This window comes from Mitsuokella jalaludinii, from assembly GCF_928722185.1.
Lineage (GTDB): Bacteria > Bacillota > Negativicutes > Selenomonadales > Selenomonadaceae > Mitsuokella > Mitsuokella jalaludinii.
Window position 1 is genome coordinate 1,373,818 of the sequence record NZ_CAKMXA010000001.1, and the last position, 18,686, is coordinate 1,392,503.

Below are 18,686 nucleotides of genomic sequence, written 5' to 3' on the forward strand. Positions count from 1 at the left end.
TGTACGATTATTGTACTAGATAAGAGAAAAATTATCAAGCCTTTCTGCAAAAAACTCTCATATCTCATCACAAACATGGAAGATTATGCAGGATTTTGGCTGTTTTGTCCACATGAAGTCGACTCATCGGTCGGGATGCTCGGCGGCCAGGCCCTGAAGGGCCGCCGTATCATCGGCATCCGTCAGCACAAAGAGCGCATCGCCTGACTGCAGGCGGAGTTCGTCGCGCGGCGCGAGCTCCTGCGGGCCGCGGCGCACATTGACGAGCACGCAGCCAGACGGCCAGCCGGCCTGTGCGACGACAGCGCCATCGAGGGCCGACTTGACGCCGACTGACACCTCGAGGAGGATGCGGCGGTGGCGGATGCGGCGCGCGATCTTATCGCGCACGGCCAGGCTTTTAGAGAGCAGCATGTCGTAAACCGGCTCCCCGCCCGTGAGGTCCGAGACGAGGTAGGCCGTCATCGAGACGATGATCAGCGCGAGCATGTGCTCGAAGGACCCCGTCATCTCCATGATCAGGACACTGCCCGTGATTGGCGACTTGACGACAGCCGAGAAGTACGCCGCCATGCCGAAGACGATGCAGTTGACGGCGAAGAGCTCCGGCATCCAATGGAAGAAGATCGCGATCTTGGCGAAGACAGCGCCGCCGACCGAACCGAGCACGAGCATCGGCAGGAAGATGCCGCCCGGCACGCCTGAGCCAAAGCAGATCATCGTGAAGAGGAACTTTGCCAAGAGCAGCAGAGCGAGAAAGGCCAGCGTGTAGTCCGTCACGACGAGCGAATCGACGAGGCGACTGCCACCGCCGAGGATCTCTGGCAGCAAGAAGCCCAGGACGCCGGCGCAGAAGAGCGGCACGAGAGGACGGTAGCGCGCCGGCATCTTCTTGTAGAAGTCCTGTGAGCGCGTGAGCATCGGGTTGAACGCGAGGCCCAAGAGGCCGACGAAGGCGCCGAGCACGATGAGCAGGATGTACATGTGTCCCGTATCGATGACCGGCACGACGCCCATGTGGAAGACAGGCTGCATGCCGAAGAAGTACTGCGTGACCGTCGTCGCCGTGACGGCCGCCGAGATAGCGCCCATGAGCACGAAGGCTGAGAAGTTCTTGGTGAGCTCCTCCAGACAGAAGATCACACCGGCCAGCGGCGCGTTGAAGGCAGCCGCGAGGCCCGCACCTGCGCCGGCCGTCAGCAGGTAATGGCTCTCTGCGTACGAGCGGTGCGTGAGACGGCCGAGGCCCTGGCCGAGACAGGCGCCGAGCTGGACGCTCGGGCCCTCACGGCCGAGCGACATGCCCGCGCCGATGCCGAGCACGGCACCTATGAACTTCAGGATGAGCACGCGCGCCCAGTTCATGTCCATCTCGCCGAGCAGGATGCCCTTGATCTGCGGGATGCCTGACCCTGAGGTCATGCCGTCCCTGCGCACGATGCGGTAGAGGACCCAGCCACAGATGGCCAGCAGCAGGAACCACACGGGAATCCAGGCGATGTGCTCCGGCAGCCAGCGGTAGAGCACGGGCAGGTATTCCTCCGACAGCTCCAGCAGATAGCGGAACAATGCGATAACCATGCCCGTGGCAATGCCGATGATATTGCCTTCAATGAAGAGGCGCAGTTTGAAATGACGTGGATCTGTCATCATGGTCATGGCACTCTCGATGCGCCTATGCATGATGTTCCCCCTTTCCATACGGGATACTCAACAAAAAAAGTGCTGTACCGAGGTACAGCACTTCATCATCTTATTCTGCAGTAAACGGCAGCAGTGCGATATTGCGTGCGCGTTTGATTGCAACCGTCACCTGACGCTGATGCTTAGCGCAGTTGCCGGAGATACGACGCGGTAAAATCTTGCCGCGCTCCGTAACGAAGCGGCGCAGTTTTGCAACGTCTTTATAGTCGATATGATCGACCTTGTCTACGCAGAACGAGCAGACCTTTCTGCGAGGTCTTCTGCCTCTGTCACGTCTCATCAAAGTAATTCCCCTCCAGTCTTAAAATGGGATTTCTTCATCAGGGATAGACGGACCAAACGAGCCAGCATCAGTCGGTTTGGACTGCGGCGGCTGCTGCGGTGCCGGAGCACCACCGAAACCACCCTCGTGCGAAGCCGAGTTTCTCGAATCGAGGAACTCGATCTCATCTGCTACGATTTCGGTCACATAACGCTTCGAACCGTCCTGTGCCTCGTAGTTCCTGACCTGGATGCGGCCTTCCACCGAGATGCGGCGGCCTTTGATCAGGTTGTTACCACAGATCTCAGCAAGCTTGCGCCAGGTCACAATGGGAATGAAATCCGCCGTTGGCTGGCCATCATTGGCATCTCTGCGAGCGAAACGGCGGTCAACAGCCAGTGTGAATGTGCATACAGCCACACCAGACTGCGTATAACGGACCTCAGGATCACGAGTCAGACGTCCAATCAGTATTGCCTTGTTCATGAGGTATGCCTCCCTGACACCCATATGGTGTAGTACATCTTAAAGAAATTGAAGACTTCTACAAGTCTCTCGCTCACTCCTCGTCGGATTTGACGATCATGTGCTTGAGGATCTCGTCCGTAATCTTCATGACGCGGTCGCACTCAGCAACGCATGCCGGCTCACACGTAACGTTGAACAGGCAGTAGAAACCTTCCGTGCAGTCCTTGATCTCATAAGCAAGACGCTTCTTGCCCCAGCGATCTTCTTTATCGATAGTACCACCGTTGTTCTGGATCAGGTTGCTGAACTTCTCGATGACAGCGTTCGTTGCATCCTCTTCCATCGGTTTCACGATAAATATGACTTCGTACTTTCTCACGAAATCACCTCCCTCTTTGGTCTTTGGCTCCCCCACTACGAGGAGCAGAGTTACATCTTCGCATTTCAGCGACTAAATTAGTATACCACGAGCTGCGCTCGAATGCAAGCATTATTCAAGTGCCATCGCATTCAGGCTCCGCCGGGGTGTGAGGCCTTCCCGCTGTCCTGATGACAGCGCGCGAGCTTCTCGGCAGCCGTCGTATTGCCTCCGCGCAGCGCGAGCACGACACCGACTGCGATCAGCGTGAAGCCGATCCAGAAGTAGAGCGTGACTGGCTCAGCGAGCAGCAGCCAGCCGAGGAACGTCCCGACGGTCGGCTGGAAGAACATGAAGAGACCGCCAAGCGAGGCATCCATATAGAGGAGCCCCTTGTTCCAGAGACAGAAACCGGCCGTCGTCGAGATGAAGCCGAGGTAGAGCACCGAGCCCCAGACGGACGGCGCTGACATCGCCGCGTAATCCGCAGAAGTCAGCAGCCAGTAAAGGCCGTACGGCGTCAGCGTCAAGAAGGCGATGAGCACGCTGTAGAACGTCACCGTGATGACGGGATACTCCGAAAGGAATTTCAAGAGGACCGACATGAAGGCCCATGTGACGGCTGCCACGAACAGCGAGAGTCCTCCGAGCGGATTAATCTCAAAGTTATCCGGATCCAGGACGATGAATAGAACGCCGATCGTGGCGAGAACGACGGAGATGATCCGCCCTGCCGTGAGTTTTTCATGGAGAAGGACATAGCCGAAGACGACCATGAACGCGGGCGTGGCAGCCGTGATGACCGAGCCCGTCTGCGCGGAAGTCATCATCGTACCCGTCTCCTGCGTCACGATGGAGAGCACTTGGCCGGAAAGAGCGGACAAGAGCAGCAGCTTGCAATCCTTCTTGTCGATATGCCAGGACGAATGCGTGATGACCATCAGGATGGTCAGGGCCAGCAGCGCCGTCCCGTAGCGCATCCAGACAAGCGGCACCGGCGGGATGACAAAGATTGCGAGCCGCACGGCGATGAACATGCCGCCCCAGATGCTCCCGGCCAGGGACAAGAGACACGATCCAATGACGAGATTACGCACAATACCCTCCTGATTCCCGAGGCCCCATTGCCTCATGCAAAGTATAACACAAGCCCCTCGATTTACAAGCCCTTCCAAACATGCTAGGATTAATGTGATAACGTAATTTATCGATCCGATATCTAGAAAGAAGTGACCACATGGACGCTATGAATCTGCGGTTGATCTTCGTGTTGACCGACCTCATCGCGCCGCTGGCCGTCGGCTACTACCTGCACCAGCGCCATCTCGTCTCTGACGAGTCCATCAACAAGCTCATCCGCTTCAACGTCGTCTGCATCTACACCATCCTCGCCCTGCTGAGTTTCTGGGTCCTGCCGATCTCGTGGAACCTGCTGATCGTCCTGCTCTTCGGCTTCCTGCTGATCCTCGTGCCAGGCGCCATCGGCAGCCTGCTCTTCGCCAGGCATTATGCGAGCTGGCTCGACCGCGGCGCCTACGTCGCGAGTGCCATGCTCTCGAACATCGGCACGCTCGGTGGCGTCTGCGCCTTCATCCTCTATGCCGAGCAGGGCTTCGCCTACACGCAGATCATCGGCACGTGCCAGAACATCATGCTCGTGCTCGTCATCTTCCCGATGGCCCAGTACTGCTACATAAAGCAGACGCACGCCATCCGCAAGACGAACCGCTTCAAGAGCTTCTGCGAGATGTTCTTCTCGCTCAATCAGATGAGCCTGCTCGGCATCGCGGTGGGGCTCTTGTTCAACGCCTTCGGCATCGCTCGCCCGGCCGTGCTCGGCACCATCTTCCAGGGACTCGTCCACATCGCCGCCTGGATTGCCATGCTGCCCGTCGGCTTCCTCATTGACTTTGGGCAAGTGCGCCGCTACGAGCGCCAAGTGCGCTCCTTGACCGCCCTGCGCTTCGTGATCACGCCGGCCATCTTCGGCGTGCTAATTTACCTCTTCGTCAGCGACCCCGTTGTACAGGGCACCCTGCTGATCTGCGCCTTCTGCCCGACGACCATCAACGCCGTGCTGACCGCGCGCCTCTACCACCTGACGACCGACCTCTCCGTCGCCTCCTTCGTCATCACGACGGCGGCCTTCCTGCCCGTCATCTTCCCCGCGCTCTTCTTCCTGCTGCGCTGAGAAGCGCGCAACAAAAAGCCATCTCCAAGCCGCATGGACTCGGAGATGGCTTTTCTTTCTTTGTGTTTACTCTGCGTCAACGCTTTCCTGCGCGTTTTTTCTCTTCTTATGGCGGATGTAGAGGGCGCCGATGACGATGGCGGCGACCACGACGAAGACAATGCTCGCCTCATGGCCGATCTGCGTGAGGACCTTCCAGCTCTCGCCGAGCATCATGCCGGCGTAGAGGATCAGGGCCGTCCAAGGCAGTGCGCCCGCAAACGTCAGGATGAGGAAGCGCTTCATGTCGACATGCGCAAAGCCTGCCGGCAGCGAGATGAACGTGCGCACGACCGGCAGCATGCGGCTGAAGAAGACAGCCTTGAGGCCGTACTTGTCGAACCAGTTCTGCGCGACATCGACATGCGACTTCTTGATGAAGAAGTAATGGCCGTAGCGGTCGACGAAACTGCGTCCGCCGTAATGGCCGACGAGATAGGCAAAGATCGAGCCGAGCATGCCGCCGACCATGCCCGCCGTCAGGGCGCCTGCAAATGTCAGCTGCCCCGAGAAGATCAGATAACCCGCAAAGCCGAGGATGAGCTCACTGGGAATCGGGATGCAGGCATTCTCCGCAGCCATGAGGATGGCAATCGCGAAGTACCCCCACGAGGCAATGAACTCCAAGAACATCGTCGAAAACTGTTCCATGTTTGCAAGTCTTCCTTTCTTTTTATCGATATCTCAAACTACACTCATTATACATCACAATCTGGAAAATACAAGGAAAACGGTCACGCGAACACGCCCTGGAACGCGCTCTGCAGCAGGCCCAACACACCGAAGAATAGGAAGATCCCAGCCGACAGGTAGCGCATCTTCCTGGCCGGCAATTTACGGTGCAGGAAAGCCCCCGCAAGGATGCCGAGACTGTCAGCGAGCACCATGCCGACCACAGCTCCCAAGAGGACCATTGGCCAAGAATCGTACTGCGCTGCCATCGTCATCGCCGCGAACTGCGTCTTGTCGCCCATCTCACCGACGATGAACGTCATGGCGACCGTCAGCAGCGGACCGAAGCGCGACGTTGCCGCCTCCTCTTCTTCCTCATCGTCACCGCGCAGCGTCCAGACGCCAAAGCCGATGAACAAGCAGGATGCGATGACCGTCATGAGATGGACCGGGATGAGCTGTCCTGCCAGAGAGCCCACAGCTACAGCCAGCGAATGCACGAGGAAGATGCCGATCGTCATGCCGGCAAAGACAGATTGCCAGCGGTACTTGGCCGTGAACGCCATGACAATGAGCTGCGTCTTATCCCCAAGCTCTGCCAGGAAGACCACGAGAAACGAAGCGAGAAGGGCCTCCATTGAATACCTCCGATATATACATACGAAAAAAGCCCGCATAGCGGGCATGATGTCAAGTGGTGCCTCAGAGCGGAATCGAACCACTGACACGGGGATTTTCAGTCCCCTGCTCTACCGACTGAGCTACCGAGGCAAGATGGCGACCCGAATGGGACTTGAACCCATGACCTCCGCCGTGACAGGGCGGCATTCTAACCAACTAAACTACCGGGCCATAATAAGGATTGATGCACATCGTGGATCATCATGAATTGGTGGCTCACCCGGGATTCGAACCCGGGACACCCTGATTAAAAGTCAGGTGCTCTGCCAACTGAGCTAGTGAACCAAACGTGAGCGTCAAAATTCACTGCTGCAATTAAACTATATATCCTGATGTGTCACTCACAGGTCATTATTATACAGAGATTCTCCTGGCCTGTCAAGCACTGGCAAAAAGATTTTTCATCTTTTTCATCTCCTTGCCGTGCAAAAAAGGGCTCCGCCTCAGCGGAGCCCCTGCCTAACCGGCAACTTCCTATCCTCCCAGTCCGTCTCCAGACAAGTACTTTCGGCCTCTGAATGCTTAACTACTGTGTTCGGTATGGGAACAGGTGGAACCATTCAGGCATCATCACCGGATATTCTATTTGAATGCTTGCACATTCAAAACTATACAGAAGAAATTACTCTGCGAACATTTCAGTTCTCTAGTTAAGCCCTCGACATATTAGTAGTAGTCAGCTTCATGCCTTGCGGCACTTCCACATCTACCCTATCAACCTTGTCTTCTTCAAGGTGTCTTACTAGCTTGTGCTATGAGATACTTCATCTCGGGACGGGCTTCACGCTTAGATGCTTTCAGCGTTTATCCCTTCCGGACGCAGCTACCCAGCTGTGCTTCTGGCGAAACAACTGGTACACCGGCGGTCCGTCCACTCCGGTCCTCTCGTACTAGGAGCAGTCTCCCTCATGTATCTTGCGCCCGCGATGGATATGGACCGAACTGTCTCACGACGTTCTGAACCCAGCTCACGTACCACTTTAATGGGCGAACAGCCCAACCCTTGGGACCTGCTTCAGCCCCAGGATGTGATGAGCCGACATCGAGGTGCCAAACCTCCCCGTCGATATGGACTCTTGGGAGAGATTAGCCTGTTATCCCCAGGGTAGCTTTTATCCGTTGAGCGATGGCAATTCCACTCTCATTCCACCGGATCACTAAGCCCTACTTTCGTACCTGCTCGACCTGTATGTCTCGCAGTCAAGCTCCCTTCTGCCTTTATACTCTTCGCGCGATTTCTGTCCGCGCTGAGGGAACCTTTGGACGCCTCCGTTACTCTTTCGGAGGCGACCGCCCCAGTCAAACTGCCCACCTGATACTGTCCTCAGCTTCGTTACTTCTCGAGTTAGATCCCTAGCACATAAAGGTTGGTATCCCAACAGCGACTCTGATAAGCCTGGGGGCCTATCTTCTCCGTCTCCCAACTATCCTGTACGTTACATGCCAAAAATCAATGTCAGGCTGCAGTAAAGCTCCATGGGGTCTTTCTGTCCAGTCGCGGGTAACCTGCATCTTCACAGGTATTTCAATTTCACCGGGTCCCTCGTTGAGACAGTGCCCAAGTCGTTACACCTTTCGTGCGGGTCGGAACTTACCCGACAAGGAATTTCGCTACCTTAGGACCGTTATAGTTACGGCCGCCGTTTACTGGGGCTTCAATTCAAAGCTTCTTCTTGCGAATAACCTCTCCTCTTAACCTTCCAGCACCGGGCAGGTGTCAGCACCTATACGTCAGATTTCTCTTTAGCAGGCACCTGTGTTTGTGGTAAACAGTCGCTTGGGCTTCTCTTCTGCCGCCGGCTCCAGCTCCAACCGTGAAGGTCTTCACCAGCTCCGGCCATCCTTCTCCCGAAGTTACGGATGCATTTTGCCGAGTTCCTTAACGAGGGTTTTCCCGCGCACCTTAGGATTCTCTCCCCGCCTACCTGTGTCGGTTTTGGTACGGGTACATGATGTCTCGTTAGAAGCTTTTCTCGACAGTGTAGTACGCTTGAATTTGGATTGTACCGAAGTACGCTCCTATCTATCAGTTCTCGGCCTTGATGCAGGGATTTACCTCTACATCAGCCTACCGCCTTCGACGCGCATTTCCAATCGCGCGCTCAAGCTCCTTGCTGTGTCACTCCATCCTCAAACAACATCATGCAGTACAGGAATTTTCGCCTGTTGTCCATCGCCTATGCTTTATGCCTCGGCTTAGGTCCCGACTTACCCTGAGTCGACGAGCGTTGCTCAGGATCCCTTAGGCTTTCGGTGGATCCGATTCTCACGGATCGTTTCGCTACTCATACCAGCATTCTCACTTCCAAGTCGTCCAGCTGTCCTTACGGTCCGCCTTCAACCAACTTGGAACGCTCCCCTACCCATGGGTGTGTCATCTACAGAACACCTGAGTGCATCTGCTCGTCTTCACTGCCATCTGCGTCGTCATCGTCACTCGCCATAACCACCGCTATGACTCGCTCCTCTTCCTCGCATCTGACACTGAATCCTTCGCATCTGCCCTCTCAGTTACTCTGTAGATGACACTCCGCATGCCGCGACTTCGGTTCTGTACTTGAGCCCCGGATATTTTCGGCGCAGGGCCTCTCGACCAGTGAGCTATTACGCACTCTTTGAATGGTGGCTGCTTCTGAGCCAACATCCTGGTTGTTTTGGAAGTCCTACATCCTTTTCCACTTAGTACAGCATTCGGGACCTTAGTCGGCGGTCTGGGCTGTTTCCCTTTTGAATACGGGTCTTATCACTCGCATTCTGACTCCCAGGCTCTTCTCATGAAGCCATTCGCAGTTTGACTAGGCTCGGTAAGCTTTACGCTCCCTTACCCGATCAGTGCTCTACCGTCTCCATGTGTTACCTGAGGCTAGCCCTAAAGCTATTTCGGGGAGAACCAGCTATCTCCACGTTCGATTGGCATTTCACCCCTATGCACAGCTCATCCCAAAGTTTTTCAACACTCACGGGTTCGGTCCTCCACTCATTTTTACCTGAGCTTCAACCTGGCCATGCATAGATCACTGTGGTTTCGGGTCTAATCCCAGAGACTTCCGCCCTATTCAGACTCGCTCTCGCTTCGGCTCCGCGTCTCCCGCTTAACCTCGCCTCTGAAATTAACTCGCCGGTTCATTCTTCAATAGGCACGCCGTCGCACGTATAAAGTGCTTCGACTGCTTGTAGACATACGGTTTCAGGTTCTATTTCACTCCGCTCCCGCGGTTCTTTTCACCTTTCCCTCACGGTACTATGCGCTATCGGTCGTTCCGTAGTATTTTGCCTTGGATGGTGGTCCACCCTGCTTCCCACAAGGTTTCACGTGTCTCGTGGTACTCTGGATACCAGCCCATCAGCTCTGGATTTCGTCTACTGGAGTTTCACCGTCTACGCTCAGCCTTCCCAGACTGTTCGACTATCCCTGACTAATTTGATGCTGGTCCTCAACCCCGGTCGTCCGAAGACGTCCGGTTTGGGCTCTTCCCTGTTCGCTCGCCGCTACTGAGGGAATCTCGTTTGATTACTCTTCCTCCGGCTACTTAGATGTTTCAGTTCACCGGGTGTGCCGTCCATGTCACACATGGATGATACGACATGACTCGTATCGGGTTGCCCCATTCGGAAATCCATGGATCGAGGCCTACTTGCGGCTCCCCATGACTTTTCGCAGCTTATCGCGTCCTTCATCGGCTCGGAACGCCTAGGCATCCACCATATGCCCTTTGTAGCTTAACTATTTGTTATGCCATAGGTTCATATAAATATGATGTCTATGCTTGAATCCTAAAATGTTCGTTCTAACCATTCTGTTCACACTGTCGTGCGACTCGATGATTTCGATACATTTCATTTCTTCTGTGTAGTTTTCAGTGTGCATTGAGGGTTATTCCCTCAAAACTAGACAATGCAAGACCAGATGAACGACCTGAACTCTCAATCCCTTCCGGGATTGATGTTCTCCTTAGAAAGGAGGTGATCCAGCCGCACCTTCCGATACGGCTACCTTGTTACGACTTCACCCCAGTCATCGCCCCCACCTTAGACGGCTGCCTCCTTGCGGTTAGCCTGCCGGCTTCGGGTGTGAATGACTTCCGTGGTGTGACGGGCGGTGTGTACAAGGCCCGGGAACGTATTCACCGCAGTATGCTGACCTGCGATTACTAGCGATTCCAACTTCATGCAGGCGGGTTGCAGCCTGCAATCCGAACTGGGAGATGGTTTATGGGGTTCGCTTGGCCTCGCGGCTTCGCTGCTCTCTGTCCATCCCATTGTAGTACGTGTGTAGCCCAGGACATAAGGGGCATGATGACTTGACGTCATCCCCGCCTTCCTCCGCGTTGTCCGCGGCAGTCTCCTTTGAGTTCCCACCATTACGTGCTGGCAACAAAGGATAGGGGTTGCGCTCGTTGCGGGACTTAACCCAACATCTCACGACACGAGCTGACGACAGCCATGCACCACCTGTTTTCGTGTCTCCGAAGAGAGGGAACTATCTCTAGTCCTTTCACTCAATGTCAAGCCCTGGTAAGGTTCTTCGCGTTGCGTCGAATTAAACCACATACTCCACCGCTTGTGCGGGCCCCCGTCAATTCCTTTGAGTTTCAGCCTTGCGGCCGTACTCCCCAGGCGGAATGCTTATTGCGTTAACTCCGGCACAGGAGGGGTCGATACCTCCTACACCTAGCATTCATCGTTTACGGCGTGGACTACCAGGGTATCTAATCCTGTTCGCTCCCCACGCTTTCGAGCCTCAGCGTCAGTTACAGTCCAGAAAGCCGCCTTCGCCACTGGTGTTCCTCCTAATATCTACGCATTTCACCGCTACACTAGGAATTCCGCTTTCCTCTCCTGCACTCAAGAAAGATAGTTTCCATCCCCTCACGGGGTTGAGCCCCGCACTTTTAAGATAGACTTACCTTCCCGCCTGCGCTCCCTTTACGCCCAATAATTCCGGACAACGCTCGCCACCTACGTATTACCGCGGCTGCTGGCACGTAGTTAGCCGTGGCTTCCTCGTCAGGTACCGTCATTGAAAATGGTTATTCACCATCTCCACATTCGTCCCCGACAACAGAGCTTTACGAGTCGAAACCCTTCTTCACTCACGCGGCGTTGCTCCGTCAGGCTTGCGCCCATTGCGGAAGATTCCCCACTGCTGCCTCCCGTAGGAGTCTGGACCGTGTCTCAGTTCCAATGTGGCCGTTCATCCTCTCAGACCGGCTACTGATCGTCGCCTTGGTAGGCCGTTACCCCACCAACTAGCTAATCAGACGCAGACCCATCGTAAAGCGATAGCTTACAAGTAGAGGCCACCTTTAGTAGGATCCCCATGCGGAAACTCTACAACATTCGGTATTAGCAGTCCTTTCGAACTGTTGTCCCCATCTTTACGGCAGGTTGTCTACGCGTTACTCACCCGTTTGCCACTCGACTTTCAAAAGCAAGCTTTCAATCGTCTCGTACGACTTGCATGTGTTAAGCACGCCGCCAGCGTTCGTCCTGAGCCAGGATCAAACTCTCCATAAAATTTAGGAAAGCCTTGATTGGCTCTAATAATCTTTTTGGCCTGAACCTTGAAAAATCAAAGTTCAGTAAAGAAATTGCCGATTGCTTATGTTCATAATCAATCGATGTTTTAAAAACATCTGGCTTGAATCACAAATGATTCATGTTGCATTGTTTAGTTTTCAAAGAACAACTCTGTCTTTCGAAGCTCGCTTTCGTTTGAAAGGCTTTGCTTCAAGCGACTCATTTATTGTACCGCATCTCTTTCAGTCTGTCAAGAACTTTTTTATTTTTCTTTTTTGTCTGAAAGACAGCCACTCTGCATGTCCTGCAAGGCGTTTCCACTCAAGGAACGATGTTCTTGCATTCGCTGCTTATCGGCCGGTGTCTTGCGGCGACTTGTAATATATTACAGGGTTTCCATCCATTTGTCAACACTCTTTTTGAAAAAAAGATAAAAAAATCAGGGATTCTCTCGAGAATCCCTGATTTCATGCTCATTCAGCCGGCATCATGATGATGTTGACGGGCAGATTGGATGCGCCTGGCGGCGAGAACTCAAAGGTGACAGGGCCGCCTTCATAGACACCGAGGTCAGTGAGCTCTGTCGTCTCCGTCAGGATGGCCAGCCCCTCTTCGCGTGCCTTCTGGGTGGCATCCGACTCCGGCGGTGTCGCATCGCCGAAGTACGGCCGTTCATACGGCGTCTCGATCATGCGGCGCCTTACCGCATCCTGCGCCACCGTCATGGCGCCAGCGTAAATGCCGCCGAGCGGGCTCAGGTAGTACTGGACAGCGCTGCCCTTTACGACGGGGATCTGGAGTTTGTAGAGCACACCGTAATTGCCGTAGTTCGTGACGGCGCTGTCGTCTGTCGCATCGATGCCCGTGCGATAGCGGTCATGGATGTCGTCAGCCAGTGGGAAGTAGACCGTGCCATCCACCGCGGGGTCGTACGCCTTGGATGAAGTCAGCGTGCGGTTCATGCCCTGGAATGTGCCGCGCAGGCGCTGCTCGTCCTTCGGCAGCACCCTTGCCTGCTCGAGGAATTCGTATGGGTCGGTATCGGCTGGGTACATGATGACCGACACCTTGATCGGCCGGTTTGAGGCAAAGTCATAGACGCCGTAGACGAGGTCGCCGGGATGCAGGATGGTCGTATCCATATTCTCCTGCAACAGGCGGTGGCGGCCGCGGCCGATGTAGATATCGCCGTGCGCCTCCCCTTCGAAGTACGCCATCTGCGTCATCTTGCCGACGTGGAGGTAGTCAGGGCTCGGGTAGCACGCGCCGCCGCGCGTCACGCGGACGATAGCAGGCTGGCCGTCCGCGCTCTGCAGGACGACAGCGACCTTCTTGTCGGAGTCGCTGCTGTTCAGGTGATAGTAGAGGATGCGCGCCTCCCCCTTGACGGTATCCTGGTAGAGGATGCCGTCTTCGGTAACTGACTCGGGGCTGTCCGAAAAGAGCAGCGTGCCGCCCTCATCCTTTGATTCGACGGGCCACATCTTCATGACATGCGACTTGAATGGCTTCTTGCCGGCATTCTGCGCGACGTGTTCCCGCAGGATTTCTGCCACCTTCTGCTGGATGCCGATGGCAGGATTCTGCTTTGCCTGCTCCTTCTTCTCTTTTTTCGTCACCTTCGCGTTTTTTGTGTCTTTTGTGTCCTTCTCGTCGGCAGCAGTTGCCAGCGCCTTGACCGCCTGCTGCATTTCTGCAGGTGCGGGCGCGGCTTCCTTATGGCGCGCCAGTGCATTCTGCGAAAAGAATACACCGGACAACAGGCAGGCCAGCAGCCCTGCGGCAATCTTCTTCTTGCGTCTCACGTGCGTGTTCTTCTTTCTTGTTCTTTGACTTGCATGGAAATGTCTCATGATTCATTCTCCAAATGTTGATGGATGCGGAGCTTCGTGAATACCTCTGCCTTCAACAGGCGAAGCTTGAATTCGAAGAGGCCGAAGCGCGGATGCGGGATGTTGACGCGCTGCATCAGGTACGGATTCGTCTCAAACGTATTGAGTCCGGCATCTCCCGTCACGGCTGTCAGGTAGCCATTCTGCTCCAGCAGCTCCGGCAGGGTCTCATCGTACGCGCCGTTCGGGTAGGAGAAAGCGTAGACCGTATGGATGCCGTTCCACTCGAGCAGGAGCTTCGACAGATGCACTTCATCGAGTCGCCTTGCTGCGTCCATCGAGGTCAGCGGATTGTGGTTGGCCGTATGGCTGCCGATCTCGATGCCGCGCACCTGCATCGCGCGCAGCTGATCCCACGTGAGGTAGCCAGGCTGACCGATCTGATTCGTGATGACGTAGACCGTCGCCTTCATGCCGTATTCCTCGAGGATGGGCAGCATCTCCGTGTAATTGTCCTCATAGCCGTCATCAAACGTCAGGATGATGGGCTTTGCCGGCAGTTCCATCTTGCCGCGCTTCGCCTTCATGAAGTCGAGCATCGAGATGGTCGTGTAACCCTGCTGCTGGAGATAGTCGAGCTGCTGCCGGAAGTCCTCGGGAGGCACATTGTAGGCATAGGCATCTTCATCGACAGATTCCGCAACTTCGTGGTACTCGAGGACCGGGATGCCATCCGGTGCCGGCGAGAACACCAGCCAGAGGACGACAGCCAGGAGCAGGAACACGAGACCCAGTAACCATTTTTTCAAGCGACTCAAATCGTACAATCTCCTTCCTTTTCTTCTGCTTTTTCTGCTGCGGCGGCCAATGCATGAAGTTTGCGCAAGCGGTGATTGACCCCCGACTTGCTGACGCCGAGCATCTCCCCGAGCTCCACAATGCTCGCACCGGGCTCTTCAAGACGCGCCTCGGCCGTCTCGCGCAATCGTTCCGGCAGAGCGGCGAGGCCGCCCTCCCGCCGCTGCAGCACTTCAATGTCGTGGAGCTGGCGGCCAGCCGCATCCACAGCCTTCTGCAGATTCGCCGTCTCACAGTTGACGAGGCGGTTGACCTGTGAGCGGACTTCCTTGATGTTGCGCGCAATCTCAAACTCTTCCACCGCCTTGTCGGCATGCAGCATGGCCAGGAAGTCGATGATCGCATCGCCCTCCTTGAGGTAGACGATGTAGGAGTCCTTGCGGTCCGTGAAGCCGACGGGAAAATCCATGCGCTTCATCAGCGTGTAGAGCAGATTGCCGAGGCCGTAACTGCCCGTGACGAGCTCCAGATGATAGCTGGCCTCCGGACGGTTGACACTGCCCCCGCCCAAAAAGGCGCCGCGCAGATAGGCTGCGCGGCAGCATGTTTTCCGCAGGATGCCCATGTCGGAATCCATGTTGAGGCTCGCATCGTGAAGGAAGCCGAGATGCTCGAGGAGTGTCGCGACAGGCGGCGCCGGCATGACGCGGACGCTGTAGCTGTTGTTCTTCTTGAGCCTGCGGTTGCGGCTGACCGTGATCTCCGTGCGGATGCTGCCGCCCTCGCTCTTGAGGAGCTGCAGGACCTTGCGGGCCACGGCCGCGTTCTCTGTCGTGAAATTGAGGCCAAAGGTATGGTGCATGCCGAACGTGATGGTCGCCCCCATGCGCAGGAGCGCTGCGAGCTCTGCCGTTCGGCAGCAGGAATCCTCATACATCAGCCTGGCCAGCTCATTCTTGACCTCCGTTGAAAACGACGGCAAGGTCATACCTCCTATCTATTGATTCCACTAATTCGGATATCTCTCAATTATGCCTGCTTCGCATATAGTGGTCGCTGCCATTGCCGGGGCGCAGGCCGTCGACCATCTTCATGACATTGCGGCAAAGCTTCTGCGGATCATGGCGGATGACATCCGACTCATTGATGATGTCCGCCTTGAGGAAGCCGATGCCGAGCGCGTTGATAGCCTCCTCGTCGACTTCGACCGGATAAGCGCCTTCCTTGGCGTAATACGCCTGCATCTCCTTCGAGATGGGCGCGTTGTTGACGAGCATGTAATCGATGACACCCTGCCCGCCGTGGTCGAGGATGGCCTTCGCGTGCATTGAGGCCGTATAGCCGTCCGTCTCGCCGGGCTGCGTCATGACATTGCAGATGTAGATCTTGACAGCCTTGCTCTTGCGCAGCGTCTCCGCCACGCCGTCGACGAGCAGATTTGGCATGATACTCGTATAGAGGCTGCCCGGGCCGAGGATGATGACATCGGCATGCATCAGCGCATCGAGTGCCGCCTGCACTGGCTGTACATGCGGTGGGAAGAGCTTGACGCGGCGGATGTGCTTGTGGACCTCCGGGATGTGCGACTCGCCCTCGACGACAGAGCCGTCGTCCATGATGGCGTCGAGGCGCACATGCTCCTTTGAGGCTGGCAAGACCTCGCCCTTGACGGCCAGGACCTTCGACGACTCGCGCAGGGCCGTCTCGACATCGCCCGTGACCTCTGTCATCGCCGCGATGAAGAGATTGCCGAAAGAATGGCCGGCGAGCTCGCTCTTGCCCTTGAAGCGGTACTGGAAGAGCTTTTCCATCAGCGGCTCCGTGTCGGCCAGCGCGACGAGACAGTTGCGCAGGTCGCCCGGCGGGATTATGCCGAGGTCTTCGCGCAGCCTGCCCGACGAGCCACCGTCATCGGCGACCGTCACGACAGCCGAGACATTCGACGTCGCCGCCTTGATGCCGCGCAGGAGCACGGAGAGGCCGTGGCCTCCGCCGATGACGGCGATGTTCGGCCCCTTGCCGAGCCGGCGCTTCTCGTAGATGATGTCGACGAGGCGCTCGGAATTATCCGGCAGCAGCACCATGATGACCGAGCGGATGACGAAGCGCGTCGCGATGAGCATGAGGCCGATGCCCACGACAACGACGGCAATGCCCACGAGCGTCGTGAACATATAGTTGTAGCTGCCCTTCCAGAGGTAGACCGCGCGGAAAATCGCCTCCTCGATCAAGTCGAGGTACTTGTAGTTGAAGACCAGGGCGAGTCCGAGGCTGACGAGCATGACGCCGACCGAGAATAGCAGCAGCCATCGCTTGAATTTCATGCCCGGATAGAGCCATTTCAGAAGATGCATGCTCAACACTCCTCACGTACATGCTCACGCACATCGTTCTTCATAAGGTCGCGGTGCTCGAGGCGCGTCGAGTAACCCTGCGCCGTCAGGCGATCGAAGATGTGCTTGGCGATGTAGACACTGCGGTGCATGCCGCCCGTGCAGCCGACTGCGATGACGAACTGGCTCTTGCCCTCTTTGATGTACTGCGGCACGAGGAAATCGATCATCTCATCGAGCAGGCGCGTGAACTCCTTTGTCACCGGCCACTTCGCGATGTACTCCGCGACCTCCGGCACAGCGCCGCTCTTGTGGCGCATCGATTCGATGTAGAAGGGGTTCGGCAGGAAGCGCACGTCGAACACCATGTCTGCATCGAGCGGCATGCCGAACTTGAAGCCGAACGACAGCACGTTGATGCTCATCTGCTCGCCGCCCGACGTGCCGAACAGCCGGTGGATCTTGTCGCGCAGGTCGACCTTGCGCAGTTCCGACGTGTCGATGATGTACGTCGCCTTCGCGCGCACGGGTGCCAGGCGCTCGCGCTCCTTCGCGATGCCTTCGGAGATGCGCGAGGTCGGCGCCATCGGATGGCGGCGGCGCGTCTCCTTGTAGCGGCGGATGATGGCCGGGTCGGATGCATCCATAAAGAGCATCTCATAGGGCACATCGTCCTTGTCCATGTCGTTGAGCGTATGGACAAACGTGTCAAAGAACTCGCGGCTGCGCGTGTCGACGACGAGCACGACCTTGCGGACATGGCCGCCGGAGTGCTTGCAGAGCTCGACAAACTTCGGGATGAATACCGGCGGCAGGTTGTCCACGCAGAAGTAGCCGAGATCCTCGAGGTAGCGGCTCGCCTGCGTCTTGCCGCCGCCCGACATGCCCGTCACGATGACGAGGCGGAAACCCTCTTCCTTTGCCTGTTCCGTTTTTACCATTTCACTCATCTGTCCCACCTCCGAGTACCAGATCATAGATGGCCTTGGCGAAGCCGAATTCTTCGCAGCGGCCCGTCTCATAGTCGCAGACCGCCTTGACCTCCGGCACAGCATTGCCCATCGCCACGCTGTGCCCCGCAGCCTTGAGCATCGGCAGGTCGTTGTACGAATCGCCGATGGCCATCGTATCCTCGATGGCGATGCCAAGCCTCTCGGCAAGCCGACGCAGCCCCTCTGCTTTCGAGACGCCGTGATTGACGATCTCGCCGTAGCGGGCGTTCGACTGCATCGCAACGATATCCGCGCCAAAGCGCTCATTGAGGATGGCGAGACGGCGCTCCGTCTCCTGGCCGTCCTCTGAAATGGTCAGCAGCTTGCAGACCTCCTGCGTGTGTTCGCGCAGGCCGTCCCAGCCGACGACGTGTCCCTCGACCTTCTGCTCCTGTTCATAGCGCTGCGCGTGTTCATCGTGCACCGGCACCCAGAGTTCATCGCGGCTGTACGACTGCAGATACCAGCCCTGCTCTTGGCAGAAATCCACGACCTGCTCGATGACCTCCGGCTTCAGGTAGCTCGTGTGGTAGACCTTGCCCTTCGTCGACTTTATGAGCGCGCCGTTGTAGGTGATGATCGGCACATCGACGCCGAGCGCCTCCGCCACGGGCAGAGCCGCCCGGTACATGCGCCCCGTCGCGATCGTCACGATGACGCCGGCGCGCACGGCCTTCTGCACGGCTTCTATATTTTCACGCGGGACATCCTTGCCGCTCGGCAGCAGCGTCCCATCAAGATCTGTCACAAAAAGTTTTACTGACATAAGTAGCGCCTCCTTCATATATGGAAGTAACCTAGTCTTATTATCCCCACATTGGCCCCAAAATGCAAGT

At 56.4% G+C, this 18,686-nt stretch carries 14 protein-coding genes, 3 tRNA genes and 3 rRNA genes; 1 reads left to right on the forward strand and 19 read right to left on the reverse strand.

Annotated features, from left to right (window positions below):
- Positions 1 to 123 precede the first annotated feature (123 nt).
- The 5 genes from QDI87_RS06505 to QDI87_RS06525 form a co-directional block, all read right to left on the reverse strand.
- Complete coding sequence (locus tag QDI87_RS06505) at positions 124 to 1,683, reverse strand: ClC family H(+)/Cl(-) exchange transporter (RefSeq protein ID WP_036374358.1); 1,560 nt, start codon at positions 1,681 to 1,683, stop codon at positions 124 to 126.
- A 70-nt stretch (positions 1,684 to 1,753) separates the two neighbouring features.
- The gene (rpsR, locus tag QDI87_RS06510; protein ID WP_199497607.1) at positions 1,754 to 1,984 is read right to left on the reverse strand and encodes a 30S ribosomal protein S18; all 231 of its coding nucleotides are present in this window, start codon (positions 1,982 to 1,984) and stop codon (positions 1,754 to 1,756) included.
- Positions 1,985 to 2,005: 21 nt separating this feature from the next.
- Positions 2,006 to 2,452 carry a single-stranded DNA-binding protein gene (locus tag QDI87_RS06515; protein WP_036374550.1) on the reverse strand — a complete coding sequence of 149 codons (447 nt, stop codon included), beginning with the start codon at positions 2,450 to 2,452 and terminating at the stop codon, positions 2,006 to 2,008.
- Between the two features lie 73 nt (positions 2,453 to 2,525).
- Positions 2,526 to 2,813, reverse strand: a complete 288-nt coding sequence (rpsF, locus tag QDI87_RS06520; protein WP_036374361.1) for a 30S ribosomal protein S6 — start codon at positions 2,811 to 2,813, stop codon at positions 2,526 to 2,528.
- Between the two features lie 131 nt (positions 2,814 to 2,944).
- Complete coding sequence (locus QDI87_RS06525; RefSeq protein WP_051652138.1) at positions 2,945 to 3,889, reverse strand: DMT family transporter; 945 nt, start codon at positions 3,887 to 3,889, stop codon at positions 2,945 to 2,947.
- Positions 3,890 to 4,029: 140 nt separating this feature from the next.
- Here QDI87_RS06525 and QDI87_RS06530 point away from each other — a divergent pair, with 140 nt between their 5' ends.
- Entirely contained in the window at positions 4,030 to 4,983 is a 954-nt protein-coding gene (locus QDI87_RS06530; RefSeq protein ID WP_278742574.1) for an AEC family transporter, read from the forward strand.
- Positions 4,984 to 5,049: 66 nt separating this feature from the next.
- On the opposite strand, the gene QDI87_RS06535 is transcribed toward QDI87_RS06530, so the two are convergent.
- From QDI87_RS06535 to QDI87_RS06600, 14 genes are all read right to left on the reverse strand, one after another.
- Positions 5,050 to 5,673, reverse strand: a complete 624-nt coding sequence (locus QDI87_RS06535; protein WP_036374366.1) for a DedA family protein — start codon at positions 5,671 to 5,673, stop codon at positions 5,050 to 5,052.
- 83 nt (positions 5,674 to 5,756) lie between these two features.
- Complete coding sequence (locus QDI87_RS06540; protein WP_036374368.1) at positions 5,757 to 6,332, reverse strand: TMEM165/GDT1 family protein; 576 nt, start codon at positions 6,330 to 6,332, stop codon at positions 5,757 to 5,759.
- A 57-nt stretch (positions 6,333 to 6,389) separates the two neighbouring features.
- Positions 6,390 to 6,465 (reverse strand) — tRNA-Phe (locus QDI87_RS06545).
- 4 nt (positions 6,466 to 6,469) lie between these two features.
- Positions 6,470 to 6,546 (reverse strand) — tRNA-Asp (locus tag QDI87_RS06550).
- Positions 6,547 to 6,584: 38 nt separating this feature from the next.
- Positions 6,585 to 6,660, reverse strand: a tRNA-Lys gene (locus QDI87_RS06555).
- A gap of 176 nt (positions 6,661 to 6,836) precedes the next feature.
- A 5S ribosomal RNA gene (gene rrf / locus QDI87_RS06560) occupies positions 6,837 to 6,953 on the reverse strand.
- Between the two features lie 68 nt (positions 6,954 to 7,021).
- Positions 7,022 to 10,101: ribosomal RNA gene (locus QDI87_RS06565) — 23S ribosomal RNA — on the reverse strand.
- Between the two features lie 230 nt (positions 10,102 to 10,331).
- Positions 10,332 to 11,892 (reverse strand): 16S ribosomal RNA (locus tag QDI87_RS06570).
- The 16S, 23S and 5S rRNA genes sit together here with 3 tRNA genes alongside, the layout of an rRNA operon.
- 476 nt (positions 11,893 to 12,368) lie before the next feature.
- Positions 12,369 to 13,700, reverse strand: coding sequence for a copper amine oxidase (locus tag QDI87_RS06575; RefSeq protein ID WP_341460087.1), 1,332 nt, complete (start codon positions 13,698 to 13,700; stop codon positions 12,369 to 12,371).
- Positions 13,701 to 13,744: 44 nt separating this feature from the next.
- On the reverse strand, positions 13,745 to 14,545 hold the full coding sequence (locus QDI87_RS06580) for a polysaccharide deacetylase family protein (protein ID WP_036378486.1): 801 nt from the start codon (positions 14,543 to 14,545) through the stop codon (positions 13,745 to 13,747).
- Positions 14,542 to 15,513, reverse strand: coding sequence for a DNA-binding protein WhiA (whiA, locus tag QDI87_RS06585; protein ID WP_278742577.1), 972 nt, complete (start codon positions 15,511 to 15,513; stop codon positions 14,542 to 14,544). Before whiA ends, QDI87_RS06580 begins: the two co-directional genes overlap by 4 nt.
- 37 nt (positions 15,514 to 15,550) lie before the next feature.
- Positions 15,551 to 16,879 carry a gluconeogenesis factor YvcK family protein gene (locus tag QDI87_RS06590; protein ID WP_278742579.1) on the reverse strand — a complete coding sequence of 443 codons (1,329 nt, stop codon included), beginning with the start codon at positions 16,877 to 16,879 and terminating at the stop codon, positions 15,551 to 15,553.
- Between the two features lie 2 nt (positions 16,880 to 16,881).
- Positions 16,882 to 17,808, reverse strand: a complete 927-nt coding sequence (gene rapZ, locus QDI87_RS06595; RefSeq protein ID WP_082427758.1) for an RNase adapter RapZ — start codon at positions 17,806 to 17,808, stop codon at positions 16,882 to 16,884.
- A complete protein-coding gene (locus QDI87_RS06600) occupies positions 17,801 to 18,616 on the reverse strand; it encodes an HAD family hydrolase (protein ID WP_278742581.1) in 816 nt (271 codons plus the stop codon). Before QDI87_RS06600 ends, rapZ begins: the two co-directional genes overlap by 8 nt.
- Positions 18,617 to 18,686 lie beyond the last annotated feature (70 nt).

Bases quoted from the DNA above. Each gene is read 5' to 3' on its own strand.
- QDI87_RS06505 (WP_036374358.1), bottom strand. From the start codon at position 1,683: ATGCATAGGCGCATCGAGAGTGCCATGACCATGATGACAGATCCACGT.
- rpsR (WP_199497607.1), bottom strand. From the start codon at position 1,984: ATGAGACGTGACAGAGGCAGAAGACCTCGCAGAAAGGTCTGCTCGTTC.
- QDI87_RS06515 (WP_036374550.1), bottom strand. From the start codon at position 2,452: ATGAACAAGGCAATACTGATTGGACGTCTGACTCGTGATCCTGAGGTC.
- QDI87_RS06530 (WP_278742574.1), top strand. From the start codon at position 4,030: ATGGACGCTATGAATCTGCGGTTGATCTTCGTGTTGACCGACCTCATC.
- QDI87_RS06535 (WP_036374366.1), bottom strand. From the start codon at position 5,673: ATGGAACAGTTTTCGACGATGTTCTTGGAGTTCATTGCCTCGTGGGGG.
- QDI87_RS06540 (WP_036374368.1), bottom strand. From the start codon at position 6,332: ATGGAGGCCCTTCTCGCTTCGTTTCTCGTGGTCTTCCTGGCAGAGCTT.
- whiA (WP_278742577.1), bottom strand. From the start codon at position 15,513: ATGACCTTGCCGTCGTTTTCAACGGAGGTCAAGAATGAGCTGGCCAGG.
- QDI87_RS06590 (WP_278742579.1), bottom strand. From the start codon at position 16,879: ATGCATCTTCTGAAATGGCTCTATCCGGGCATGAAATTCAAGCGATGG.
- rapZ (WP_082427758.1), bottom strand. From the start codon at position 17,808: ATGAGTGAAATGGTAAAAACGGAACAGGCAAAGGAAGAGGGTTTCCGC.
- QDI87_RS06600 (WP_278742581.1), bottom strand. From the start codon at position 18,616: ATGTCAGTAAAACTTTTTGTGACAGATCTTGATGGGACGCTGCTGCCG.